We start from the raw sequence: 23,534 nt of genomic DNA, 5'->3' as shown, positions 1-23,534 counted from the left end.
TTTACTTCATGAGTGAAGATTTAAATAAAGAAAATTCAATAAATAAAAAATACAATTCAGTTCAAATCGTTGATGAGATGAAAACCTCATACTTATCATATGCGATGAGCGTTATCATAAGTAGAGCTTTGCCTGATGCAAGAGATGGATTAAAGCCTGTTCATAGAAGAATTATCTATGCAATGTACAAAGGTGGGTACGACTGGTCTAAACAATTTAGAAAATCAGCAAGAGTAGTTGGAGATGTAATTGGTAAATATCACCCACACGGCGATCAGGCTGTTTATGATGCCTTGGTAAGATTAGCTCAAGATTTTTCAATGAGTGTAAAGTTATTAGATGGACAAGGAAATTTTGGCTCTATGGACGGTGATAGAGCTGCTGCAATGCGTTATACTGAGACAAGGTTAGCAAAAATTTCGGAATATTTAGTTGCTGATATTGAAAAAAATACAATCGATTATCAAAATAATTACGACGATACTGAATTAGAGCCCACTGTGCTACCAGCTCAATTTCCAAATTTATTAGTAAATGGAGCGGGCGGTATAGCTGTTGGAATGGCAACAAATATTCCACCTCATAATCTTGGTGAAATTATCGATGGAACGCTTGCTTACATTGATAACAATGAAATTTCTATTGATGAATTAATTAAACTTATTCCAGGACCTGATTTTCCAACAGGTGGCCTGATAATAGGAAAAGACGTAATCAAAACAGGATATAAAACTGGAAGAGGGTCCATAAAAATAAGAGGAGAGATTGAAACCGAAGAAGAAAAAAAAGACAAAACTTTAGTTGTGATTAAATCAGTGCCATTTCAAACAAACAAATCATTATTAATAGAAAAAATTGCTCTTTTAGTGAGAGAAAAAAAAATTGAAGGCATATCAGACATTAGGGATGAGTCTAATAAAGAGGGTGTAAGAATAGTTATTGATTTAAAAAGAGGAGTATCAAGCGAAGTAATTATTAATCAACTTTACAAATATTCACCTATTGAATCATCTTTTGGATTTAACACTCTTGCAATTCTTAACGGGAAACCAGAACTGTTAAATCTAAAACAATTTATAAAAATTTTTGTAGAGTTTAGAGAAAAAGTTTTAATTAAAAGAACTTTATTTGATTTAAAGAAAGCTAAAGATAGAGTTCATATTTTAATTGGATTGTTTATAGCCATAGAAAACATTGATGAAATTATAGCTATTATTCGTAAATCTAAAAATCCATTTGAGGCAAAAACTACACTTCAAAATAAGTCATGGAGTTTTAAAAAATCAAAAATTAACAAAGATGTTTTAGACGTTAGTGATTTATCTAATAAAGATGAATACCGTCTATCCGATCATCAAGTTAAAGCAATTTTAGAATTAAGACTTCAAAAACTTACAGCAATTGGACATGAAGAGATCAATCTAGAAATTGCAGAGCTTTATAAGCTTATAGTTCAATACAAAAAAATTCTTAATGACCGAAATGCTTTGTTAACCCAGATCAAAGAGGAGCTTAAAGATATAAAGTCAAAGTTTGCAACTCCTAGAAAAACTAAAATTATAAATCAGGTTGGAACTTTTGATATTGAAGATGTGGTTCAGAAAGAAGATGTGATTATTACAATCACTAATAAAGGATATATTAAAAGAAGTCCTTTAAGTTCAATTAGAGTTCAAAAAAGAGGTGGTAAGGGAAAAACAGGAATAACGACAAGAGATGAAGATTTTGTAAGTCAAATATTTACTGCGAATACTCTTACACCAATTCTTTTCTTTTCATCCAAAGGTATCGTTTATAAATTAAAAGCGTGGAAAATTCCTGAGGGTTCTAATCAATCAAAAGGAAAAGCTCTTCATAGTATTCTTCCCTTAAAAGAAGGTCACGTAATCACATCGATTATGCCTTTACCAAGTGATGAGTCTTTATGGGCAAAAATGAAAATTATATTTGCTACTGCTAATGGAAAAATTAGAAAAAATAGCCTTTTAGATTTTGAAAGCATTCAGCAAAGCGGTAAAATTGCAATGAAATTAGAAGATAACGATTCAATTGTTGGTATTAAAATTTTAGATGATGATGATGATTTTTTATTAAGCTCAGAAAAAGGAAAATCATTAAGAGTTCAATCGAAAAAATTAAGATTATTTAAAGGAAGGTCATCTAAAGGAATAAAAGGAATGTCTTTAAAAAAAGATGATAAAATTATTTCATTATCAATTTTAGAGAGTGTAAAAATAACATCTGAAGAAGCAAAGTCATATATAAAAGCATCTAGATTAGAAAAAGACGCTGAGGAAACTCCAGATGATGAAAATGAAACAACTAAAATTGTAGCATTATCAAAAAAACAAATTGAAGAATTTAAAAATAAAGAACAATATATTTTAACCGTAACAGAAAATGGTTATGGAAAACGATCTTCTGCTTATGAATACAGAGTAAGTGGTAGAGGAGGACAGGGAATTATTAATATTATAAGCTCAGAAAGAAATGGTGGTGTTGCCTCAACATTCACAATTAATCACGAAGATCAAATTATGCTGATTACTGATAAAGGACAGATGATTAGATGCAACGTTAAAGATATTAGAATAACTGGTAGAAATACTCAGGGTGTTAGAATTTTTAATCTTTCTGACGATGAAAAAGTTGTTTCTGCTGCCAGAGTAGAAGACTCTTCAGAGGAAAATAATTAATGTTTCAAAGAGCTAAGATTTATCAGCCTGTAAAAACAGCAATGCAATCAGGTAAGGCTAGAACTAAATTTTGGGTTTTAGAATTTACAAAATCTAATTCTAACAAGGATTTTGTAATGGGATGGACGTCATCATCAAATACTGGAGAACAAATTAAGTTAAAATTTGAAACTCAAGAACAGGCTGTTGCTTATGCTAAAGAAAACAATATTTTATTCGATCTAACAAATCATAAAAAAAATAAGCTTATAATCAAAGCTTATGCTGACAATTTTTTAAATAATGTTTAAAAGTTTTTTTTTAAACAAAAAATGGATTTTGTGGTCTTGGGGTGGGGGACTGTTATTAATTTTTTCATTATTAATCCAAGTCTCAATAACCGTTCAAATAAATGAATGGTACAAAGGTTTTTATGATTTATTACAAAATGCTACAAAAAGTAATATTTCAGAATTTTGGAATAAAATTTATGTTTTTTGTTACCTGGCATTTCCGTATGTGATATTGGCAACTTTTACAGGATTTTTTACGAGAGTTTATTCTTTACGTTGGCGTGAGGCTATAACTTTTGACTACATCCCATTATGGAAAAACAGCCTTGAAAACGTAGAAGGTGCCTCACAAAGAATTCAAGAAGATACAAGTAGATTTGCAAAAATTGTAGAAAGTTTAGGTCTTCAAGTAATCAGAGGTATTATGACTTTAATTGCTTTTATACCTATACTTTGGGGGCTTTCTTCTGGAATCCAAATAGATTTTTTAAAACAATTTCCAGGGTCTTTAGTTTGGGTTTCTCTATTTGTTAGTTTAGGAGGATTGATAATTAGCTGGTTTGTTGGAATTAAATTACCAGGTCTTGAATATAATAATCAAAGAGTAGAAGCGTCATTTCGAAAAGAATTAGTATATGGAGAAGATGACAGATTAAAATATGCAAAACCTGACACCGTATTTGAATTATTTTCAGGAATTAAATTTAACTACCACAGACTTTTTTATAATTACGGTTACTTTGATGTATGGGTTAATTTATACGATCAATTTATGGTTATTGTGCCATATTTAGTGATGGCTCCAAGTTTATTTTCAGGTGTAATTACACTTGGTGTTATAGTTCAGGTGTCTAATGCATTTCAAAGAGTACATAATAGTTTTTCCTTATTCATTCATCAATGGACAACAATTACCGAATTAAGATCTATTCATAAAAGATTAGGTGAGTTTGAAATCGCGATTGGTTATAAAAAGAATTAACCAGTATCTATTATATTTAATATTTTATCTTTTTTAAAAAATTTAAGAAGTGTACTAAACTTATCGATTGATAAATTTGCTTGAGTATAAAAATCTGTTTCTTGTTTAGCTAACTCAAAAAGATGAGAGTGGTACATTGGATCCGCTACGATAAAATCTTTTTCACCGCTTTGTTTGTAACCAATAATATCTCCAAATCCTCTTATTTTCAGGTCCTGCTCGGATATATAAAATCCATCATTAGATTCTTTAAGAATTTTAAGTCTTTTTTTACCATTCTCGCTTATTGATTTTGAATATATTAGAATGCATTCACCATCTTCAATTCCTCTTCCGACCCTTCCTCTTAACTGATGCAGTTGAGCAAGCCCAAATCTTTCCGAATTTTCTATTATAATTGTATTTGCGTTTTGATTATCGACGCCAACTTCGACTACAGTTGTTGATATTAATATTGAAAATTGTTTATCTAAAAAATCCTTCATTACTTTAATTTTTTCTTCATTCTTTAAATTTCCATGCATTACGGCAACATTTTCAGGAAAACATTTTTTTAGATATTCAAATCTTTCTAAAACCGGAGTTAGCTTAACTTTTTGACTCTCTTCAATTAAAGGACAAATCCAATAAACTTGCTGCTTATTTTCAATTTTATTTTTTATTAAATTAATTAAATCAGGTATTTTATTTTCAGAAATAATATTTGTTATAATTTTAGTTTTTTTAAATGGTTTTTCTCTAAGAGTAGAAATATCCATGTCCCCATAAGTTGATAAAATTAAAGTTCTAGGTATCGGCGTTGCGCTCATTAACAGCACATCACAGTTCGTTCCTCCTTTTTCCGAAAGATTTATTCTTTGTTTGACACCAAATTTATGCTGCTCATCTATGATGATTAATCCTAAATTATTAAATGAAACGCTTTCTTGAAATAAGGAATGCGTACCTATTAAAAAATTAATTTTTCCATCAAAAAGCTCTTTTTTAATTTCAATTTGTCTTTTTTTATTTACACCGCCACTTAAAATTTCAACTTTTATATCAAGACCTTGAGTAATTGATTTAATCAAATTTAAATGCTGGGTAGCTAATATATCAGTTGGGCACATTAAAGCCACTTGAAAACCAGAGGCCACAACATTTAATCCTGAAATAATTGAAATTATAGTTTTACCAGAACCTACATCGCCCTGAAGCAGTCTTAACATTTTCTTGTCTTTTTTTAGACTATCTTCAATTTCTTCAATAATATCTTGCTGAGCTTTTGTTAGAGTAAAAGATAAATTTTTAATTATTTTTAATTTATATTCTGAAGAGAAAACTTTAGGTTTTTTATAAATAGATAAGTTTTTTTTCTTAATTTGAGAAAAAATTAATAAATTAGAAAATATTTCATCAAAAGATATTCTCTCGTATGCTAAAGAATTTTTATCTAAATCTTCTAATTTTTTTGGATTGTGTAGTTGAATTAGTGAATCTTTAAAACTAGTCCATTTATTATTTTTTATTACAAAGTCTCTGTGCCATTCCAGAACATCAGGAATATCTTTGGTAATATTTTCATAAATTTTATTTATAGTTTTGTTAGATATGCCTTTTAATGAACTATAAGTTGGCATTATTTTGCTAACTTTTTCCTCATTATTGACTGAGGTAATGTAGTCAGGATTAGTTATTTGATACTTATTTTTATAAAAATTTACCTTTCCGCTAATAATGACCTCGCTATTAAGAGGCAATATTTCTTTAACGTAATTTTCTCTTGAATTAAAAAAAACAATATTAATCTCCCCAGTATCATCAAAGCATTGAACGGTATTTGGAAGTCTTCTTATTCTTGGAAAGTTATGTTTTTTTACTTTAACAAAAATTGTACTAATTTTTCCTATTTCTAGGTTGTTTAAATTGGGACAATGAGTTCTATCAATCAAACCATAGGGAAAATTAAAAATTAGATCAATATTAGATTCTATTTTTTTTTCATTAAATAATTTCTGTATTTTTGGTCCTATTCCTTTTATTTTGGAAATTGGATTAAAAAAAAAATTAAAATTTTTTTCGATCATTTAAAGACTTGGTTTCAATTAAGATATATATAGTAGATATGAACAATTTAATAAAAAAACTTTTATATAGATCTAATCACAGAGGAACTAAAGAAATGGATTTACTAATTGGTGGATTTGCTAATGAAAACTTAAAAATATTAAGTCCTGAAGAATTGAAAGAATTCGAACTTATATTAAATTTTACTGATAAAGAATTAAGTTCTTGGTTAGTTGATAATAAGAAAAATATAGATTTGGAAAACTTTTCTATATCCAAAAAAATTAAACAATTTAAGTTACAATTTTAAATTTTTATAGAATCAAATTTGCTAATATTCCAAAAAAATGGCGGAGAGGGTGGGATTTGAACCCACGAACGAGTTGCCCCGTTGCTAGTTTTCAAGACTAGTGCTTTCAACCGCTCAGCCACCTCTCCTTGATTAATGACTTTAAATGTAGGCTATGTTAAAAAAAAGTAATGAATATTTACCTTAAATTTAAAATATTTCTAATTATTTATTTATTTGTAATATTTAATCCCAATATTTCATTAGCAAATGAAAAATTTAATGAATGGTTAGTTGGTTTTAAAGGTAGAGCTATCTCCCAAGGTGTCTCAAAAGAAACAGTTGATACTGCACTAAAAAATGCAAAATTTTTAGAGAGAATTGTTGCATTAGATAGAAAGCAGCCTGAGTTTTTTGAGAAAACTTACGAATATTTAAAAAAAAGAGTGGATGAAAAAAGAATACAGGCAGCAAGAAATCTCTTAAAAGAAAATTCACTTTTACTTGAGAAAGTCAGTGCTAAATTTAAAGTTGATAAAGAAATTCTTGTTTCTTTGTGGGGTATAGAGACAAATTTTGGGGTTAACAAAGGAAAGGTGGATATAATTTCTGCTTTATCGACTCTGTCATTTGATAATCGACGATCGGAATACTTTGAAAAAGAATTAATTATACTTTTAAAATTAATCGATAATAAAACTTTAAAATATGAGAGCTTATATGGCTCGTGGGCTGGAGCAATTGGTAATTTTCAATTCATGCCCTCGACAATTCTAAAGCACGGAATAAATTTTGATGAAGTTGCTGATATTGATTTGATTAACTCATTTCAAGATTCTCTTGCTTCAGCAGCAAATTACTTAAAAACAATAGGATGGATTGAAAAAGATAAATGGGGATTTGAAATTAAAATAAATAAAAATTTTGATAACAGTTTAATTAATTTAGATTCAAGAAATCTTAAAAATAAAATTTCTATTGCTCAATTAAAATTATTAGGTTTTAAAAATAAAAATGATAGTGAGATTGTGTACGAGGATAAAAAAGAAGGTTGGTTGATAAGACCTGATGGTGAAGATGGTCCGATCTACATTGTGTTTGATAATTTTTTAAGGTTATTAGAATGGAATAGATCTTTGCGATTTGCAATAACTGTTGGAACTCTTTCAGACAAAATAAAAAAGTAAAATGAGAAATAAGCTAATAGTTTTATTTTTTATTTTAATTACATCCTGTCAAACTTTCTCAACTTATGAAAACAATAATACTTATGAAAAAATAGGTTTTGCAGAATTTACTAAGAATGACGAAGTAATACATCGAAATATTACGCCAAATAGCAAAGTTAAAATTACTAATTTGTTAACTAAAAAAAGCTTAGTTGTAGAAGTTAATAAAAATTCAAATTTCAAAAAAGAAAGGGAAATTATCATTCCTAGTAAATACATGGATTTATTGGAGTTAAACTATAATTTACCCATAGTAAAAATTGAATCTCTTAGAACAAATAAAACTTTTATGGCCGATATTGCTAAAATTTTTGATGAAGAAAAAAAAATTACTCAAAATGTAGAGATAAAAAATGTTGATATTATCGATTTGTCTAAAAATAATTCTTCAAAAAAAAACAATTTAAATAAATTAATAATTTATTATGGTGATTTTACTTTTAAAAATTCAGCCTTAGATATGGTAAACTTATTAAAAAAAGAAATAAAAAATCTTAATCCAACTGTTATTCAGGTTAATAAAAAATTCAGAGTAAAAGTCGCAACTATTAATGATATCAGTGAATTTGATATTTTTTTTAACAAAATAGTTAATACTAAGTTTGATAATTATAATATAATCGTTGAATGATTTTTAAGAATTTTTTTATTTTAGTATTTATTGTATTAGGTTTTGCCTCAACTTCTTATTCTCAAATAATTATTCCAGATAAAGTTAAGCAAGGAATTGTCATAGATCACTCTAGTGGGGCGGTATTAGCTGAAAAAAATGCTGATCAAAAAATATCTCCTGCTTCTATGACAAAAATCATGACAGCTGTTGTTGTGTTTGACCAACTTAAGAATAAAAAAATTAAACTTACAGATCAATTTACTGTTTCTAAAAAAGCTCGAAATGCAACTAGATCAGGTGAATCTACCATGTTCTTAGTTCCAGGGGATAAAGTTTCAATTGAAGATTTATTAAGAGGGGTAATTATTGTATCAGGCGTTGATGCTTCTATTGTTTTAGCAGAAGGCATATCTGGAACCGAAGAGCAATTTGCAAATTTAATGAATGAAAAAGCTAAACAAATAAATATGGTTAATACAAACTTTAGCAATTCTTCTGGAACATATAGCCAAGATAATTATTCTACGGTAAGGGATATGGCTTTATTGTCGTCTTATTTAATCAATAACTATTCTCAATATTATAAATATTTTAAGGAAAAAGATTTTGCGTGGGCTAGATCAGGTGGCAATCCAGTTAAACAGGAAAATAGAAACGTGTTACTTTCTATGGATGAAGGAGTTGATGGGATAAAAACAGGGCATTTAAAAGATAGCAAGTATTCAATTGCAGTTACAAAGAAAAAAGACAACAGAAGAATAATAGCAGTAATTAGTGGCCTACCCACAATGTTTTCAAGAGCAGAATCTTCGAAACTATTATTGAATGGCGCTTTCAATAAAATTGATCTTGTGAAAATTTCTTATGATAAAGATAAATTTAGAATAAAAATATGGAATGGAAGCTCTTCTTATTTAGATGTTAAGGGCGCAAACAAAGATGGTATTTTTGTTAACCTGCCAAAAAATTTAAAGAATCCAAAAATTAGAATGGAATTAGAATATGAATATCCTGTGCAATTACCTATAAAAAAATTTGAGAAGGTGGCAGTCCTTAGAGTTTATAATAATAAAGAACTTATTGATGCTAAAGATTTATTTGCCCAAAAAGACATAACTGATAAAAATATATTTTTTAAAGGCATTCAAAATATCAATCATTACCTATGGCAATAAAAAAATCGTTTTTTATCTGCTTTGAAGGGGTTGAAGGCTCTGGAAAATCAACACAGGCAAAATTATTATATAAATTTATAAAAAACAAAATTACTAAAAATGTAATTTTAACCAGAGAACCAGGTGGTACCTTATTTTCAGAAAAAATAAGAAATTTAATGTTAGATAAAAAAACAAACATTAGCCCGTTAACAGAATTTTTTTTATTAATGGCGGCTAGAAATGAACATATAATTAGTAAAATAAATTTTTATCTTAAAAAAAATTTTATTATAATTTGCGATAGATTTTTTTACTCAACATTAGCATACCAACATTACTTGGAAGGTATGGATAAAAAATTTATCTTTAGTATTCAAAAGAAAATTTTTAATAAAGTTCATCCAGATATTACTTTTTTGATCGATTTAAATAAAAAAGAATCTAAAGTTAGAATAAATAAACGAGCAAAAAAAACTAATAGATTTGACAAACTTTCAAGTTATCGTTTTAATAAAATCAGGAATGGTTTCATAAAAATTTCAAAAATGTACAAAAATAAAATAGTTTTAATTAAGGGTAACAAGTCTCTTAATGAAATTCAGAATGAAATTAATACAAAAACTTTAAAAATATTAAATGCAAGATTATAATTTTATAAATATTGAAACTCTTAATAAATATCAAAGATTTTTATACGGTCATGACGATTTATTTAAAAAACTTTCTAATCTTTTTGAAAAAAATAAATTACCTAACAAAATTATATTTAATGGTAGTGACGGAGTAGGGAAGGCAACATTTATTTACCATTTAATTAACTACATATTATCTAGTAAAGAAAATGATCCTTACGACTTAAAAGCTAAAGAAATTATAGAAAGTAATAAGAGTTACTTAGATTTAATTAATAATATTAATTTTAACTTTAAACATTTAAAAGTTGATGATTTTAAAAAAATAATCAGCATAGAAGAAACAAGAGAAATTATAAATTTCTTTAACAAATCATCTATAAACAATAAGCCTAAAATATTTTTTTTAGAAGGCGCAGAAAATCTTAATAAAAATTCATCAAATTCAATTTTAAAAGTATTAGAGGAACTTCCTGAAAACAATTATTTTTTTATATCATATCTTGAAAATAAATTCTTACTCGAAACAATTAAATCTAGATGTTTTAATTGTAGGCTTTTTATAAATTCAAAAGAGAATACATCAATTAAAGAAAAATTAATGTCTCAGTTTAATACAAATAATACGATTATTAAAAATTTTACCCCAGGTACAAATCTAAAAATGAATATTCTGTTTAATGAATTGAACATTTATGAGAAAAATTTTTCTACAAAAATTTTAACTATGCAAAATTTTTACTTAGAAGAAAAATATAATAAAATATTGGATTTAATGCACATATATATTGAAAATTATTTTGCTATTAACTTAGAGAGTAATAATTTTTTTAAAAATTTTCGAATAAGAAATAAAATTAACAATATTATTTATAATATCAATTCAATTAACAATGAAATAAAAGCTAGCTTTTATGAAATAAATCTCTTACTTGGCATTAAATAATGAAAAATTATTATCTCACTACTCCTATATATTATCCCTCAGCAAAACCACATATGGGTCATGCGTATTCAAGTATATCTGCAGACGTTATTGCCAGATTTAAAAGGCTAGAAGGTTACAATGTTAATTTTTTAACTGGTACAGATGAACATGGTCTAAAAATACAAAGAGCTGCAGAGCTTCAAAAAAAGAACCCGAAAGATTTTTGTGATGAAATCTCTCAAAACTTTATAGAACTTGCAAAAAAGTTAAATCTTACAAATACAGATTTTATTAGAACCACTGAGAACAGACATAAAGAAACTGTTTCCAAACTATGGAATATTCTTGAAGAGAAAAAAGAAATTTATATTTCTAAATATTCTGGCTGGTATTCCGTATCTGATGAAGCATTTTACGCAGAAGATGAAATAGAAATTAAGTCAGATATTAAAATCTCTAAAATTTCAGGATCAAAAGTTGAATGGATGGAAGAAGAATCTTATTTTTTTAGACTTTCGAAATGGCAAGATCCTTTACTAAAATATTATGCCGATAATCCTGAATTTATTGCTCCAACTAGTAGAAAGAATGAAGTTATTAGCTTTGTTAAAAGCGGCTTAAGAGATCTTTCAATAAGCAGAACATCTTTTAAATGGGGGATACCCGTACCAAATAATAATAAACACATAATTTACGTATGGCTTGATGCTCTAACTAATTACATTAGTGCTTTAGATTATTTTGAGAAGAATAATAAGAATCAATTTTGGCCAGCAGACGTTCATATAATAGGTAAAGATATTATAAGATTTCACTGTGTTTATTGGCCAGCTTTTTTATTAGCAGCTGGGATCAGGCCTCCAAAAAAAGTTTTTGCTCATGGTTGGATACTTTCTGGAGAAGAAAAGATGTCTAAATCAAAGGGAAATATTTTAGATCCTTTGGAAATTATTGAAAGTTATGGATTAGATGAAATTAGATACTATTTAATGAAGGAGGTTATTTATGGAGAGGATGGAAAAATAACTCCAGAAAACTTGATCAATTGCATTAACAGTGATTTGGCTAACAATGTTGGAAATTTATATCAAAGGATAAGTTCAATTGTTCATAATAAATTAAATTCTGTAATTCCAAAGTGCTCCCCTAAAGAAAATGTAGACTTAAAAATATTAAACTTAGTTGAGGAGAATTTAGATTCTTTAATCAAAACATTTAATAATCTTGAAATACATAATTACCTAAAAAATATTATTCAGTTATGTTCAGAAGTTAATAAGTATGTAAATGATTCTGCTCCGTGGTCTATAAAAGAAGATAATATAGAAAAAAGAAACGTTATTATATATGCCGTTTTAGAATTTATAAGAAAAATATCAATTTTACTTCAACCAATCATACCCGAAAAAACTAAAATAATATTAGATTCTTTAAGCATAATTGATGATGAGAGATTTATTAAAAATATAAGTAAAAATTTTTCTTTAAAACAAGATTTAAAAATTGAAAAGATAAATATTCTATTTAAAAAACAATGATTATAGACTCTCATTGTCATCTTGATTATGACCCCTTGGTTAATAATATTGACCAGGTATTATTAAATGCCAAAAAAAATAATATTTCACAACTATTAACTATTGGAACTGGTTTAAAAAGCTCAAAAAAAGTTTTAGAAATAGTTAAAAAGTACGAAAATATTTATGGAGCAATTGGAATTCATCCAAATTCAACTAGTAATAACCTAAATGATCTTAACGAACTTATAAATATTAAGAAAAAAAGTAAAAAGATAATTGCTTTTGGTGAAACTGGTCTAGATTATTTTTACAAAAGAAGTGAAAAAAAAGATCAATTGTACTCATTTGAAAAACATATTCAATTTGCAATTAGTGAAAGAGTTCCTGTTATCATTCACACAAGGGATGCTGACGAAGATACCATTTCAATTATTAAACAGTATCTTGGTAGAACAAAATTTTTAATACACTGCTTTACTGGTAATTTAGATTTTGCAAAAAACTTATTAGATCTTGAGTGTTTAATTTCCTTCAGCGGTATAATCACTTTTAAAAAATCTACAGATCTTAGAAGTGTAGTCAAATATGTTCCTATGGAAAAAATGTTAATTGAAACAGACTCTCCTTATCTTAGCCCCGATCCATTGAGAGGCAAAACTAATGAGCCAGCTAATGTTAAAATTGTTGCTGAAAATATTGCAATTATTAAAGGAATTACTCTAGATGAAGTTGCAAATTTAACAACTAAAAATTTCAAAAACTTTTTCTTTAATGAACAAAACTGAAGTAACTATATTAGGGTGTGGAAGTTCATTGGGAGTTCCACGAATAGACGGTTATTGGGGCAAAGCTAATAAAAAAAATCCTAAAAATTACAGAACAAGATGTTCTATATTTGTAAAATATAAAAATATTAATGTTATTGTCGATACTTCTCCAGACATAAAAAATCAAATGTTGAAGAATGGCATTAAAAAAATTGATGCTGTAATTTACACTCATGAACATGCGGATCAAACTCATGGAATTAATGAATTAAGACCAATATTTTGGTTAAATAAAAAAAAAATAGATGTTTATTCTGACAAAAAGACATCATCTTTTTTATTTAAATCTTTTAATTATCTTTTTTTTAAAAAAAGTAAATATTATGAGCCAATTCTTAATAATAAAATTATTAAAAATAAAATTGTTATAAAAAAAAATAAAAACTCAATTAGATTTGATCCAATAAGAGTTTCTCATGGAGATATTAACGCAAATGGGTATTTATTTAATGGAATTGTCTATATTAGCGACTGCAGCAGTATTTCTAAAGAGAATTTAAAGAAAATATTAAATCCAAATTTACTTATTATTGATTGTTTAAAATTTAAAAAACATGCGACTCATCTTAATTTTAAAAAAAGCTTATTTTATATTAATAAAATTAAACCAAAAAAAACTATATTAACTAATCTACATAGTGATATTGATTATTCTACTTTTAAAAAAAAATTAAAGATGATTTCAAATAAAATAATGCCTGCCTTTGATGGTTTAAAAATTAAAATTTAATCTAATAATGAATATAAATATAATTTTACCTTACAAAGAAACTTATTCTGACAAAATAGCAGGGGCTGTTTCGCTTTTAATAGCTGAGGTTAAAAAAAGAAGTAAATTTAAAAAAAAAATTAAAATATTTGGGTCTATAAATCTAGAAAAACCATTAACTAAAGATTATATCAGCTGCGATCTTTCAAAAAAACCTTTTTATTATATATTTGGTAGAACTTCTTTTTATTTAGAAAATATAAAAAAAAAAATATCAAAAAAAAAATCAATAATTGAAATACACAATAGACCGCAAGCCGCTAATTTTTTTTTAAATAATAATAATAATAATAAAATAATACTATATTATCACAACGATCCCTTAACATTGCGTGGCTCTAAGTATGCTTATCAAAGAATATATTTGTTAAAAAATTTAGATAAATTAATATTTGTAAGTGAATGGACAAAAAGACAATTCTTTAAAGATCTGCAAGTCAAAGATTCTGAAAAATGCTTTGTTATATATCCTGGAACTACTGTCGCAAAAAAAATTCCTAAAAAAAAAAATAATATAATTTTTGCGGGAAAGTTAAATGAATCTAAAGGCTATAATATATTTAAAAATATAATTTCAGAAATTTTAAAAAAAAATAAATCTTGGTCATGTGATATAGTTGGGGACGATCCAAGACATTACAATAAAATAGATCATCCAAAAATTAATTATCATGGATGGTTACCTTATGATAAAACTATGAAAATTTTCGAAAAATCTAAAATCGCAGTTATTCCATCGACCTGGAATGAGCCACTAGGTAGAACTGCTATAGAAGCGGCTTCTAGGGGCTGCGTATCAATAATTTCTAAAAAGGGTGGGTTAATAGAAACTAATAGACATGGTCTGTTCTTAAATTACGTTACTAAAGAAGAGCTTTATAATAAATTACAAAAAATTATAAAATCTCCATCTTTGATAAATATTTACAGTAAAAAAACTTTAAAAGAATTTAAACATTCAATTAATAAAACAATTAACCAGATAAATATTATTTATAAAGAACTTGAATGAAAAATTTAAAAATATTACATATTACAGATTTCCATTTTAGACACAGTTCTAGATTATATTACTCAACAGCAAGAAAATTAAATAATGGTTTTATTAGAAATAATTTTTATGTTAATGAATTAAGCGAAAGAGACTTTGAAAAGAAATTTTTCTTTTTTGATAAAAAAAATTATAATAAAAAAATTATTGAAATTGTAGAAAATCTAGATCCAGCAATTATTATTCTTGGTCATTGTTCAAGAATAAATTTTAAAACGTTTGAATATATTAAAAAAATTCATCCTAATATTAAAATAGCTCAATGGTATGTAGATTCTTTAATTCCAACAGGGCCAGATTACAGCTCACACTTAAATACATTCAATAAGTACGTTCCATTTGTAGACTGTTCCTTTGTTACAAGTGATCCTTTGTCATTAAAATTTTATAATAAAAAAAATAAAAATATTTTTTACATTCCTAATCCAAGCGATATATCAATTGATAATCTTAAAGTTGATCAAATTACTAATAATATTTATGATATATTTGTTGCTTTAAGTCACGGACAGCACAGAGCTACTTTAAAAAAATTTTATAAAGATGAGCGTGAAGATTTTATTATAAAATTAAAAAAAAATTTACCAGATATCATTTTTGATAGTTATGGTACAGATAACAATCAACCTGTTTGGGGTGATCAATATTATAAGAGATTAAGTCAATCAAAAATGGCATTAAATTTAAGTAGAGGTTTGCCCTTCAAATGGTACTCGAGCGATAGAATATCCTCATTTATTCCAAATGGGATTACAACTTTTATTGATAGAGCAACTAAACTTGACGATTTTTTTTCTGATGATGAAGTTGTGTTTTATAAAAATATCAAAGATTTAGGCAATCTATTACATGAATTAAAAAATAATGATAAAAAAAGAAGAAGTATCGGTCAAAAAGGAAGGGTAAAATATAATACTCACTTTAATAGTACCAAGGTTGCAAAATTTATTTTTGAAAAAACTCTAAATTTAAAATTATCTGAAAAATATTATTGGGATAAATAAAATTATATTTTTATATTATTTAAAGCATTATTTTTAAATAAATTTGACTCTTTTATATACCTTCTAACCATAGATGTCGTTTTATGACCGGTCATATTCATAATACTTTTTTCATCGGCTCCATGATCAGCAGCTACAGTTGCAAAACCAGACCTTAAACTATGTCCTGAGTATTTTTTTGGATCAAAGCCAGCTTTTAGTAAATATTTTTTAATTAAGATAGAAACCATTTTATCTGAAATATCAAAAACTAATGAGTTATTTTTATACTTATTCATTTCAATCCATTTTTTTATAGAGACAACTGGGCAAAAATTTTTATCTTTAAAATAGGGGATGGCTTTAGTTATTCCTTCACCTGACTGGTCAGTTTTTGATCGTTTGATAAATATTTTCAATCCTTCTTTTGTGAACTCTAAATCCTCAAACTCAATACTAACTAATTCAGATCTTCTAAATCCTCCTGAAAATCCTATCAGGATTAAAGCTTTGTCTCTAGCTTTTCTATTTTCAGTTTTTTCTATTTTTTCTATTACATTAATAATTTCTTTTAATTCATTAATTAAAATTGGATTTTTAGATTTCTGGAATACACCCTTCTTTCTTTGAATTCCCATTAGGTTTTCAATAATAAGAGGATGTTTAATATCTATATAGTGCCCTTTAATTTTATGGATTACGCTAATAGAAGCTAATCTTCGTTTTAATGTGCTTACCTTTGAATTTGACGAAAGGTGAGTTATATAAAAGGATACAATTTTAGGATCTGCTGGTAATGGCTTAAAATTGTTTTTTTTACAAAAATCTACAAAGTGATTAAAATCAGACTTGTAAGCTCTAATTGTATTTGCTGATTTAGAAGATCTAATATTATCTAAAGTTTCTAATTCTATAGAACTGATATCTTTGACTATATTTGACATAAATTTCCGATAACCATTAATTATCGGAACTATTAATACAACCAAAAATTGATGTCAATATCTCTCAAAACAGTTATTTATCATTATAATGCTCCTTAAATTCAATAACTTTGAACTTAAGCTTAATCTAGATAACTCTCAAACAGCACTCAAATTAGCCAAATTAAGCTCATTTAAAGCCCAAATAAACACTTGGGGAGAAGAGATTTACTTCGAGACCACTAATCTAGGCATTAAACCAGATAAAAACGCTAGAGATATAGTCACTTTTGGTGAAGTTGCTTATTGGTGCGAAGGCAATTCAATAGTTATTGGCTTTGGAAAAACACCAGTTTCCATAGAAAATGAGATAAGACTAGTCTCAAAAGTCAATGTTTTCGCTACTTTTAGCACATCCACAAAAATACTTAATAACATTAAAAAGCTTAATAATAATGATAAGTTAAGTATCATAATTTAATTAGTTAAGTTTTCATAAAAAGATATATAAAACATATATTTAGTTATAGTACTTAAAGTATCACTTTATATTATAGTAACTATTTAAAATACAGTTAATAATAATGTCTTTTTGGTTTTTCTATCCTCCATTCTTGAGTGCTGCCTAATCTGCCCTTATTGATAGGCTCAAAAGGATTAACCCAACCTCCATAAATAGACCAATCTTTCTTAGGTGTTGTAAAGTTGAATTTAATCTCTTTCTTCTTTGACTTTTCAAGCTCATTTTCAAGTTGAGCCTCACGTTCAGCTTCACGCTTCTTTTGGTAAGCATATAAATCATCATAAGAAGTATCAATCTTTTTAACTTCCTCCTTTGATTCAGAAAATTCAAAGACAGGTTTTTTAGCTTTTTTTCCAGTCATTGATTCATACAAAGCAGGATCGTTAACTTCCAAATAAGGTCCCCATTTTTCAATTAATTGATTATGAGTATCTTTTATGAGCTGATTAAAAGTTGGCTTTGTTTTGACACGGCCATCACTTTTATAACGAGGATTGTTTAAAAAACCCCTTCTATTCCGCCCATAATAGCTGATTTTAGAGTCAGATATATTTCTCATTTTTTCTCTCCTTTTCTTCTTCTTTTTTGTACTTTTAAAAGAAGATCTTCAAACAATTGAACTCTACTAATTAATCTTCCCTCAATTGTATTCAACTTCAACAAGGAACTTCCAGCATTGGAATCTCTTGTGAACGCCACACCAATTAAGGATTGATTTTTTAGAACTTTATTCTGATCACCTTCTTTAAAATCAGAATGAGTTATTTTATCTGAGGCTTTAGGTTTGTAAGAGTCTGCATCAAATTCTAGAATTTCATTTCCATAAATTCCTGTTTCAATGACACTTACCCTCCTTAATCTCCATAATAACTCTACAAGCTTTATGAAAATTTCCTCCTCGTACGCTCCAAACGGTTCGTACACTTTAAACATGCTATTTTTGAAAGTATTAAATTCTTCAATACTTTCGCCAATAATCACATGTTTTTCTGCTGTTAAGCCATGAGATAAAGCATTGCCACTAACCTTCTCTTTTCCAGATACAGTTCTAGGGCCAGTACTCTTCTTGGCATTTTCTCTATTAGCTCTAACTTTATTGTTAGAGATTACTTTTAGTTTCGGCATAGTTTCTCCTTAATAATTAAATCCAAACGCGCAACCCACGTGGCTAACGCTTTCGCGATCAAAATGTTTAGTAATTTATGGGCCACCAAAAACTGGCGAAAATTTAAGGCCGCATAGTTTGGAGTAACTATGTAACTAAAGCTAAAAGTAATTTAGCAATAAATTCATGATATACCGCTAACTACCTCTGTGTCAACACCATCAAAAAGTATTAATTTTCAATGATAATTTCAAATATCATATAGGATTTTATAGCATGAAATATTTATCTTAAAATAAATTGATGAACTAAAAAATAATAAAAACTTTTTTAGAATGACTTTTTTATAGCTTTAATAACTCAAATTCCTATTTTGCTATTTCATAAAGATCAGATTTTTTCTTAAGAAATTTTTTACTAAGGATAATCTTCTTCGACTTACGGGAATAGATTTACCATTCGACAACATCAAAACATTTTGTAATTTTTTCTTTATAATTTTCTCAATATATTTGAGGTTAACCCAAAAAGAACGATGTGTTTGAATTCCAATTAAGTCTACTGGTAATTCTGAAATTGCATCTTTTAAGTTATGTAAAATTAGTATTTCACCTTTTAACGTAACAACTCTGATGTAATGCAACTCTGACATTAAATAAATGATTTCTGTACCAATTTTATCAGAGAATTTAGCTAAAAATTCATTTTTGCTTACAGAATCAAATGTTTTCCATAATTTTGGAGTTTGTTCAGATGGTATTAGCTTAACTTGTTCGAAAGCTGGTATTTTTGAAAAATTAAAATTTAATATTCTAGGCGCATTAATTGCTACCCAAGTTAAAATTGCTGTAGGGAAAAGACTACCTATTTCATTAATAACAATCGTATAACTTTCTGATAGGTTTCTAAATTTTGACCAGTCATCAAGACCAGTTACGTAATCAATTGCTAGACCAAAAGGAAGAAAGAAAAAACATCCGATTAATCCGGAAAGTAATATTTTATACCAATCATTGAGGTGATCAAAAATCTGTATTTTCTGAAGTTTTATGTGAATAATAATAAAAGTAGGAACTAGTATGCTAATTTGAACAGTCCATATTAAAAGTCGTAATCCAAACTCAACACCTAGGGTGCCTGCTGGATTAAGAAATGTGAAGAGTAATATTAAAAAAACACTTACCCAAAAAAAATATTTTTGAGTTGATCTATTATTAATAATCATTGTATTTCAAGCTCACAGAGCTTAATAAACATGAATGTAATTTTAACCGATAAATAAGACTAAATACATTATTTTATTTAACCCAGAAAACTATAAGTATACTAGGGGAAATCCCCCATAAAAAATCTTGCTACAGTGCCTTACAAACTATCAAATTAAAATTTATAGCTCAATCCAATTGCCAAGGATAAAGGATCATAATCTACGTTTCTGAGTTCTCCAGAACCATTTTCTCTTTTCAGATTAATACTATCTACTCGTACATAACGAAGACCTGCGTCAAGATCAATTTTTTTTGTAAGAGTGTATGTAATGCCTGTCATAAACTGATATGCCATTTCATTATTTTTGGAATATGAATATTCAACTCCTCCATTTACTAAATCTAAATCAATTTCCTGTACATAGCCCAAACCTGCACCAATGTAAGGACGTAAATTAGTTTGAGGTATAGTGTCAAAAGTATACTTACCATTTACAAAGAAAATATTTGATGCAAAATTTCCATCATTAAAACTAGTTCCATCGGAGAAATTAGTTTTTGAATCATTTGATCTATAATCCCATGCAAGTTCAACTGAAAGATTGTTGGTGTAATTGTAACCCACTGAGCCTCCAGCCATAAAACCATTATCATTATTAATTGTCCCAGTAGTTACACCAGGAACGCCTGTCTGCTCAATAGATTGATCACCCATAGTAGATATTCCACCATAAAGTTTTACGGACCATTTGCCTGTATCGTCAGCAAATGCAACATTAGAAATTAGTGTTGAAATAGTTAAGATTATCCCAATTTTTTTTAACATTAATATAGTTCTTTTAAATTATTAAAATCCAAATTAATGCTAAAGGTTGGAGAAGACAATTCGAAATGCACTAATGGTCAAAGATTTGCACCAACGGACATGCGTAGGTATAAAATACTTATCTTAAAATAAATTTAAGAATATATGGACTATTACCTTTAGTGGGTGTGAAAAACTTTTATCAATTCCTGGCAATTATTTTAACTCGCCTACAGCTCCAGCTGAAATTATAAATTTTATAGCATCCTCAAAATTCATGTTTAAGAAAATTATATCTTTTTTAGGTACTAAAATTAAAAAACCGCTAGTTGGGTTTGGTGTTGTAGGTATAAAAATAACTGATAAATTATCAGTAATCTTTGGTGATATAGGTTTTCCCATTTCATTGGTTGCAAATCCAACTGCCCATGAACCAGGTCTTGGAAATTCAACGAGAACTACTTTTTTATTAGCCGTTCCATCGTCTTGAAAGCTTTTTGTGAGTTGAGTAACTCCTGAATAAATTGAGCGAACAATAGGTATTCTTTCTAGTAAATTTTTACCTAACAGTAAAAACTGTTTTCCAAAATAAGATAAGGAAATCATACCAATAAAAATAGTAATAATAAGGGCTATAAATATTTCTAATCCTGGTATTTGAAATGGAAGATACTTGTTTGGATTTAGAGCATCTGGAACTATCTTTGAAAAAAGATCAATAACAAGAATTGTTAAATATCCAGTAATAAGTATTGGTATTAATGTGACTATTCCTGCTAAAAAATAATTTCTGATCTTTGTAATTATAGACGATTTCATGATAAACTAATTACAATTAACATTTTGTTGTCTAAATTCACAAGTAAAATATTTAAAATTTAATGAATATAAATAGGAGAGACTTTTTATCCCTAACTGGCTGCTGTTGCGGTGGCTTTTTATTAGCAGGCTGTTCTACTGCGCCTATTACAGGAAGACAACAATTTACAATATTGCCCGAGTCTATGATTAACAGCCAAGCTATTGGTGCCTATAAACAAGTTAAAGAAAAAGCCAAATTAATTGAAGATAAAGATCAATTAGGTCCAATTATTTCTGTTGGTCAAAGAATTGAAAAAGCAATTAAACATTATTTTAAGAGTAAAAATTTAAAAGATCCGACGGAAAATTATGCCTGGGAATATATTTTAATAAATGACCCAAAAACATTAAATGCATGGTGTATGCCGGGTGGTAAAATTGCATTTTATTCTGGAATATTAGAAGTAACAAAAGATGAAAACGGATTAGCAGCTGTGATGGGTCATGAAATTGCGCATGCGGTTGCAAGACATTCGCTTGAAAGAGCTAGCGCTGCTCTTGCTGTAAATGTTGGAACATTAGCAGTAGATATTGCATTAGGTGGAGCAATTTCTAGAACGAGAAATACTGTTGGTCAAACAACTGGAATGGATATCGTCCAACTTGGAATTTTTAATCCATTTAGTAGATATCAAGAGTCTGAAGCTGATTACCTTGGGGTCATATTTGCAAACTTAGCTGGTTACGATCCGTCTGGAGCAGTTCAGTTATGGGAGAGAATGCAGGAGAAAATGAAAGGAAAAGAGCCGCCACAATTTTTGAGCACCCACCCTTCTTCTGGTAACAGAATAAATGATCTAAGATTATTAATACCCAAAGTGAAAATTGAGTATCCTAAAATACAAAATCTCTAATTTTTAAAATACAATAAATGGTGAGCCCGACAAGATTTGAACTTGTGACCCATTCCTTAAAAGGGAATTGCTCTACCAACTGAGCTACGGGCCCATTAATGCAAGGTTTTATATAGTTTAAACCGAGTTTGAAAGCAATTTTTTAATTAACTTCATTAAACAATTCGAAGTGTTTTTTATAGAATTCTTCAAATTTATTTTCTTTTATTGCCTGTCTAATTTTCTTCATTAAGTCCTGGTAAAAGGCAATATTATGCCAAGTAAGAAGCATCGACCCAAGTATCTCATTTGAGTTCACTAAATGATTTAAATAATTTTTAGAATAAGAATTGGACGCTGGACAATCAATGGACTTATCTAAAGGATCTTCATCTTTAGCGTACTTAGCATTTCTAATATTTACTTTTCCATTCCAAGTAAATGCAAGCCCTGTCCTCCCCGATCTTGTTGGTAAAACACAATCAAACATATCTATCCCTCTTTTTACTGCTCCTAAAATATCCTGTGGCATACCAACACCCATTAAATAATGAGGTTTATCTTTAGGCAGAATATCTTGTACGGCTTCAACAGCTTCAAACATCTCAGCCTGGTTTTCACCAACAGCAAGACCTCCTAATGCATATCCATCAAAGCCAATATCTATTAATTTTTTTAAACATTCTTTTCTAAGATCTGGAAAAATTCCACCCTGCGTTATTCCAAATAACCATTTGGAATCTTGAGTTCCAAATTTCTTTTTACATCTCTCAGCCCATCTAAGGGATAAATCCATAGATTTCTTTATTTTATCTTTTTCTGCTGAATATTTAGGACATTCATCAAAAACCATTATGATGTCAGAATTTAAATCTAATTGAACCTGAATACTTTCCTCAGGTGTTAAGAAAAATTTCTTACCGTCTATATGTGAACTAAACTCAACTCCATCTTCAGTAACTTTTGAAATTTTTGATAAAGACATAACCTGAAAACCACCAGAATCTGTTAATATAGGCATTGGACAATTCATAAAATTATGAAGCCCTCCAGCCTGTTTTATTCTCTCAACACCAGGCCTTAACATTAGGTGATAAGTGTTACCTAAAATAATCTGAGATCCGCAGTCTTTAACCTGATCTATATACATAGCTTTGACCGTCCCTGCAGTTCCTACAGGCATAAAAGCCGGTGTATCGATATCACCTCTAGGGGTTTTAATTTTTCCTAAACGAGCACCATGACTTTCATTTAATAAATTAAATGAAATTGATTTCATTAT

24 protein-coding genes and 2 tRNA genes are annotated in these 23,534 nt (G+C 27.9%); 16 read left to right on the top strand and 10 right to left on the bottom strand.

Going from position 1 to position 23,534, the window contains the following annotated elements; genetic code table 11:
* The first annotated feature begins 8 nt into the window (after positions 1-8).
* The 3 genes from gyrA to AC8GER_RS02670 are packed head-to-tail and all read left to right on the top strand — an operon-like array spanning position 9 to position 3,950.
* Complete coding sequence (gyrA, locus tag AC8GER_RS02680; protein WP_506598403.1) at positions 9-2,696, top strand: DNA gyrase subunit A; 2,688 nt, start codon at positions 9-11, stop codon at positions 2,694-2,696.
* Complete coding sequence (locus tag AC8GER_RS02675; RefSeq protein WP_506598402.1) at positions 2,696-2,986, top strand: NADH dehydrogenase ubiquinone Fe-S protein 4; 291 nt, start codon at positions 2,696-2,698, stop codon at positions 2,984-2,986. The genes gyrA and AC8GER_RS02675 overlap by 1 nt, the downstream gene beginning before the upstream one ends.
* Positions 2,979-3,950: a putative transporter gene (locus AC8GER_RS02670; RefSeq protein ID WP_506598401.1), complete on the top strand. Its 972-nt coding sequence runs from the start codon at positions 2,979-2,981 to the stop codon at positions 3,948-3,950. The genes AC8GER_RS02675 and AC8GER_RS02670 overlap by 8 nt, the downstream gene beginning before the upstream one ends.
* On the opposite strand, the gene AC8GER_RS02665 is transcribed toward AC8GER_RS02670, so the two are convergent.
* The gene (locus AC8GER_RS02665; RefSeq protein ID WP_506598400.1) at positions 3,947-6,016 is read right to left on the bottom strand and encodes an ATP-dependent DNA helicase RecG; all 2,070 of its coding nucleotides are present in this window, start codon (positions 6,014-6,016) and stop codon (positions 3,947-3,949) included. The two genes, AC8GER_RS02670 and AC8GER_RS02665, sit on opposite strands and share 4 nt — an antisense overlap.
* A 38-nt stretch (positions 6,017-6,054) precedes the next feature.
* On the opposite strand from AC8GER_RS02665, the gene AC8GER_RS02660 reads away from it, so the two are divergent.
* On the top strand, positions 6,055-6,306 hold the full coding sequence (locus tag AC8GER_RS02660) for a succinate dehydrogenase assembly factor 2 (protein WP_506598399.1): 252 nt from the start codon (positions 6,055-6,057) through the stop codon (positions 6,304-6,306).
* Positions 6,307-6,344: 38 nt separating this feature from the next.
* Here AC8GER_RS02660 and AC8GER_RS02655 read toward each other — a convergent pair.
* A tRNA-Ser gene (locus AC8GER_RS02655) sits at positions 6,345-6,434 on the bottom strand.
* Positions 6,435-6,476: 42 nt separating this feature from the next.
* Between AC8GER_RS02655 and AC8GER_RS02650 the strand changes: the two genes are divergently transcribed.
* Genes AC8GER_RS02650 through AC8GER_RS02605 form a run of 10 tightly spaced genes read left to right on the top strand, consistent with a single transcriptional unit; the run spans position 6,477 to position 16,015 of the window.
* Positions 6,477-7,472, top strand: a complete 996-nt coding sequence (locus AC8GER_RS02650) for a lytic murein transglycosylase (protein WP_506598398.1) — start codon at positions 6,477-6,479, stop codon at positions 7,470-7,472.
* A gap of 1 nt (position 7,473) precedes the next feature.
* Positions 7,474-8,145 carry a hypothetical protein gene (locus AC8GER_RS02645; protein ID WP_506598397.1) on the top strand — a complete coding sequence of 224 codons (672 nt, stop codon included), beginning with the start codon at positions 7,474-7,476 and terminating at the stop codon, positions 8,143-8,145.
* The gene (locus AC8GER_RS02640) at positions 8,142-9,302 is read left to right on the top strand and encodes a D-alanyl-D-alanine carboxypeptidase family protein (RefSeq protein ID WP_506598396.1); all 1,161 of its coding nucleotides are present in this window, start codon (positions 8,142-8,144) and stop codon (positions 9,300-9,302) included. Before AC8GER_RS02645 ends, AC8GER_RS02640 begins: the two co-directional genes overlap by 4 nt.
* The gene (gene tmk / locus AC8GER_RS02635) at positions 9,293-9,934 is read left to right on the top strand and encodes a dTMP kinase (RefSeq protein ID WP_506598395.1); all 642 of its coding nucleotides are present in this window, start codon (positions 9,293-9,295) and stop codon (positions 9,932-9,934) included. Before AC8GER_RS02640 ends, tmk begins: the two co-directional genes overlap by 10 nt.
* On the top strand, positions 9,921-10,862 hold the full coding sequence (locus tag AC8GER_RS02630; RefSeq protein WP_506598394.1) for a DNA polymerase III delta subunit-related protein: 942 nt from the start codon (positions 9,921-9,923) through the stop codon (positions 10,860-10,862). Before tmk ends, AC8GER_RS02630 begins: the two co-directional genes overlap by 14 nt.
* Complete coding sequence (gene metG / locus AC8GER_RS02625) at positions 10,862-12,382, top strand: methionine--tRNA ligase (RefSeq protein WP_506598393.1); 1,521 nt, start codon at positions 10,862-10,864, stop codon at positions 12,380-12,382. The genes AC8GER_RS02630 and metG overlap by 1 nt, the downstream gene beginning before the upstream one ends.
* Positions 12,379-13,149: a TatD family hydrolase gene (locus AC8GER_RS02620; protein ID WP_506598392.1), complete on the top strand. Its 771-nt coding sequence runs from the start codon at positions 12,379-12,381 to the stop codon at positions 13,147-13,149. The genes metG and AC8GER_RS02620 overlap by 4 nt, the downstream gene beginning before the upstream one ends.
* The gene (locus tag AC8GER_RS02615; RefSeq protein ID WP_506598391.1) at positions 13,136-13,921 is read left to right on the top strand and encodes an MBL fold metallo-hydrolase; all 786 of its coding nucleotides are present in this window, start codon (positions 13,136-13,138) and stop codon (positions 13,919-13,921) included. The genes AC8GER_RS02620 and AC8GER_RS02615 overlap by 14 nt, the downstream gene beginning before the upstream one ends.
* A 7-nt stretch (positions 13,922-13,928) precedes the next feature.
* Positions 13,929-14,972 (top strand): glycosyltransferase family 4 protein, encoded by a 1,044-nt coding sequence (locus AC8GER_RS02610; protein ID WP_506598390.1) that lies wholly within the window; start codon positions 13,929-13,931, stop codon positions 14,970-14,972.
* Positions 14,969-16,015, top strand: a complete 1,047-nt coding sequence (locus AC8GER_RS02605) for a glycosyltransferase (protein ID WP_506598389.1) — start codon at positions 14,969-14,971, stop codon at positions 16,013-16,015. The genes AC8GER_RS02610 and AC8GER_RS02605 overlap by 4 nt, the downstream gene beginning before the upstream one ends.
* A gap of 2 nt (positions 16,016-16,017) precedes the next feature.
* Here AC8GER_RS02605 and AC8GER_RS02600 read toward each other — a convergent pair whose 3' ends face one another.
* Positions 16,018-16,938, bottom strand: a complete 921-nt coding sequence (locus AC8GER_RS02600; RefSeq protein ID WP_506598388.1) for a site-specific integrase — start codon at positions 16,936-16,938, stop codon at positions 16,018-16,020.
* Between the two features lie 88 nt (positions 16,939-17,026).
* Here AC8GER_RS02600 and AC8GER_RS02595 point away from each other — a divergent pair, with 88 nt between their 5' ends.
* Positions 17,027-17,398 carry a cyclophilin-like family protein gene (locus AC8GER_RS02595; RefSeq protein ID WP_506598387.1) on the top strand — a complete coding sequence of 124 codons (372 nt, stop codon included), beginning with the start codon at positions 17,027-17,029 and terminating at the stop codon, positions 17,396-17,398.
* Between the two features lie 94 nt (positions 17,399-17,492).
* Here the strand turns inward: AC8GER_RS02595 and AC8GER_RS02590 are convergent, their stop codons facing one another.
* The 5 genes from AC8GER_RS02590 to AC8GER_RS02570 all read right to left on the bottom strand — a co-directional run bounded on the left by AC8GER_RS02590 (position 17,493) and on the right by AC8GER_RS02570 (position 21,377).
* Positions 17,493-17,999: a hypothetical protein gene (locus AC8GER_RS02590; RefSeq protein WP_506598386.1), complete on the bottom strand. Its 507-nt coding sequence runs from the start codon at positions 17,997-17,999 to the stop codon at positions 17,493-17,495.
* Positions 17,996-18,565, bottom strand: coding sequence for a hypothetical protein (locus tag AC8GER_RS02585; protein WP_506598385.1), 570 nt, complete (start codon positions 18,563-18,565; stop codon positions 17,996-17,998). The genes AC8GER_RS02590 and AC8GER_RS02585 overlap by 4 nt, the downstream gene beginning before the upstream one ends.
* Positions 18,566-18,921: 356 nt before the next feature.
* Entirely contained in the window at positions 18,922-19,770 is an 849-nt protein-coding gene (locus AC8GER_RS02580) for a LytTR family DNA-binding domain-containing protein (RefSeq protein WP_506598384.1), read from the bottom strand.
* Between the two features lie 155 nt (positions 19,771-19,925).
* Positions 19,926-20,579 (bottom strand): OmpW family outer membrane protein, encoded by a 654-nt coding sequence (locus tag AC8GER_RS02575; RefSeq protein WP_506598383.1) that lies wholly within the window; start codon positions 20,577-20,579, stop codon positions 19,926-19,928.
* Between the two features lie 195 nt (positions 20,580-20,774).
* Positions 20,775-21,377 (bottom strand): DUF502 domain-containing protein, encoded by a 603-nt coding sequence (locus AC8GER_RS02570; RefSeq protein WP_506598382.1) that lies wholly within the window; start codon positions 21,375-21,377, stop codon positions 20,775-20,777.
* Between the two features lie 62 nt (positions 21,378-21,439).
* Here AC8GER_RS02570 and AC8GER_RS02565 point away from each other — a divergent pair, with 62 nt between their 5' ends.
* Positions 21,440-22,273 carry a M48 family metallopeptidase gene (locus AC8GER_RS02565; RefSeq protein ID WP_506598381.1) on the top strand — a complete coding sequence of 278 codons (834 nt, stop codon included), beginning with the start codon at positions 21,440-21,442 and terminating at the stop codon, positions 22,271-22,273.
* 18 nt (positions 22,274-22,291) lie between these two features.
* On the opposite strand, the gene AC8GER_RS02560 is transcribed toward AC8GER_RS02565, so the two are convergent.
* A tRNA-Lys gene (locus AC8GER_RS02560) sits at positions 22,292-22,367 on the bottom strand.
* Positions 22,368-22,415: 48 nt separating this feature from the next.
* Positions 22,416-23,531: a tRNA guanosine(34) transglycosylase Tgt gene (gene tgt, locus AC8GER_RS02555; RefSeq protein ID WP_506598380.1), complete on the bottom strand. Its 1,116-nt coding sequence runs from the start codon at positions 23,529-23,531 to the stop codon at positions 22,416-22,418.
* Positions 23,532-23,534 lie beyond the last annotated feature (3 nt).

The sequence above is a fragment of the Fontibacterium abundans (SeqCode) genome (genome assembly GCF_965235095.1).
GTDB lineage: Bacteria > Pseudomonadota > Alphaproteobacteria > Pelagibacterales > Pelagibacteraceae > Fontibacterium > Fontibacterium abundans.
The sequence above is the reverse complement of the archived record's forward strand: the minus strand, read 5'-3'. Positions and strand labels throughout refer to the sequence as shown.

Bases quoted from the DNA above. Each gene is read 5' to 3' on its own strand.
- AC8GER_RS02605 (WP_506598389.1), top strand. From the start codon at position 14,969: ATGAAAAATTTAAAAATATTACATATTACAGATTTCCATTTTAGACAC.
- AC8GER_RS02630 (WP_506598394.1), top strand. From the start codon at position 9,921: ATGCAAGATTATAATTTTATAAATATTGAAACTCTTAATAAATATCAA.
- AC8GER_RS02665 (WP_506598400.1), bottom strand. From the start codon at position 6,016: ATGATCGAAAAAAATTTTAATTTTTTTTTTAATCCAATTTCCAAAATA.
- AC8GER_RS02610 (WP_506598390.1), top strand. From the start codon at position 13,929: ATGAATATAAATATAATTTTACCTTACAAAGAAACTTATTCTGACAAA.
- tmk (WP_506598395.1), top strand. From the start codon at position 9,293: ATGGCAATAAAAAAATCGTTTTTTATCTGCTTTGAAGGGGTTGAAGGC.
- tgt (WP_506598380.1), bottom strand. From the start codon at position 23,531: ATGAAATCAATTTCATTTAATTTATTAAATGAAAGTCATGGTGCTCGT.
- AC8GER_RS02600 (WP_506598388.1), bottom strand. From the start codon at position 16,938: ATGTCAAATATAGTCAAAGATATCAGTTCTATAGAATTAGAAACTTTA.
- AC8GER_RS02575 (WP_506598383.1), bottom strand. From the start codon at position 20,579: ATGTTAAAAAAAATTGGGATAATCTTAACTATTTCAACACTAATTTCT.
- AC8GER_RS02620 (WP_506598392.1), top strand. From the start codon at position 12,379: ATGATTATAGACTCTCATTGTCATCTTGATTATGACCCCTTGGTTAAT.
- AC8GER_RS02615 (WP_506598391.1), top strand. From the start codon at position 13,136: ATGAACAAAACTGAAGTAACTATATTAGGGTGTGGAAGTTCATTGGGA.
- AC8GER_RS02585 (WP_506598385.1), bottom strand. From the start codon at position 18,565: ATGCCGAAACTAAAAGTAATCTCTAACAATAAAGTTAGAGCTAATAGA.
- AC8GER_RS02650 (WP_506598398.1), top strand. From the start codon at position 6,477: ATGAATATTTACCTTAAATTTAAAATATTTCTAATTATTTATTTATTT.
- metG (WP_506598393.1), top strand. From the start codon at position 10,862: ATGAAAAATTATTATCTCACTACTCCTATATATTATCCCTCAGCAAAA.
- AC8GER_RS02675 (WP_506598402.1), top strand. From the start codon at position 2,696: ATGTTTCAAAGAGCTAAGATTTATCAGCCTGTAAAAACAGCAATGCAA.
- AC8GER_RS02595 (WP_506598387.1), top strand. From the start codon at position 17,027: ATGCTCCTTAAATTCAATAACTTTGAACTTAAGCTTAATCTAGATAAC.
- AC8GER_RS02580 (WP_506598384.1), bottom strand. From the start codon at position 19,770: ATGATTATTAATAATAGATCAACTCAAAAATATTTTTTTTGGGTAAGT.
- AC8GER_RS02570 (WP_506598382.1), bottom strand. From the start codon at position 21,377: ATGAAATCGTCTATAATTACAAAGATCAGAAATTATTTTTTAGCAGGA.
- AC8GER_RS02640 (WP_506598396.1), top strand. From the start codon at position 8,142: ATGATTTTTAAGAATTTTTTTATTTTAGTATTTATTGTATTAGGTTTT.
- gyrA (WP_506598403.1), top strand. From the start codon at position 9: ATGAGTGAAGATTTAAATAAAGAAAATTCAATAAATAAAAAATACAAT.
- AC8GER_RS02645 (WP_506598397.1), top strand. From the start codon at position 7,474: ATGAGAAATAAGCTAATAGTTTTATTTTTTATTTTAATTACATCCTGT.
- AC8GER_RS02590 (WP_506598386.1), bottom strand. From the start codon at position 17,999: ATGAGAAATATATCTGACTCTAAAATCAGCTATTATGGGCGGAATAGA.
- AC8GER_RS02660 (WP_506598399.1), top strand. From the start codon at position 6,055: ATGAACAATTTAATAAAAAAACTTTTATATAGATCTAATCACAGAGGA.
- AC8GER_RS02565 (WP_506598381.1), top strand. From the start codon at position 21,440: ATGAATATAAATAGGAGAGACTTTTTATCCCTAACTGGCTGCTGTTGC.
- AC8GER_RS02670 (WP_506598401.1), top strand. From the start codon at position 2,979: ATGTTTAAAAGTTTTTTTTTAAACAAAAAATGGATTTTGTGGTCTTGG.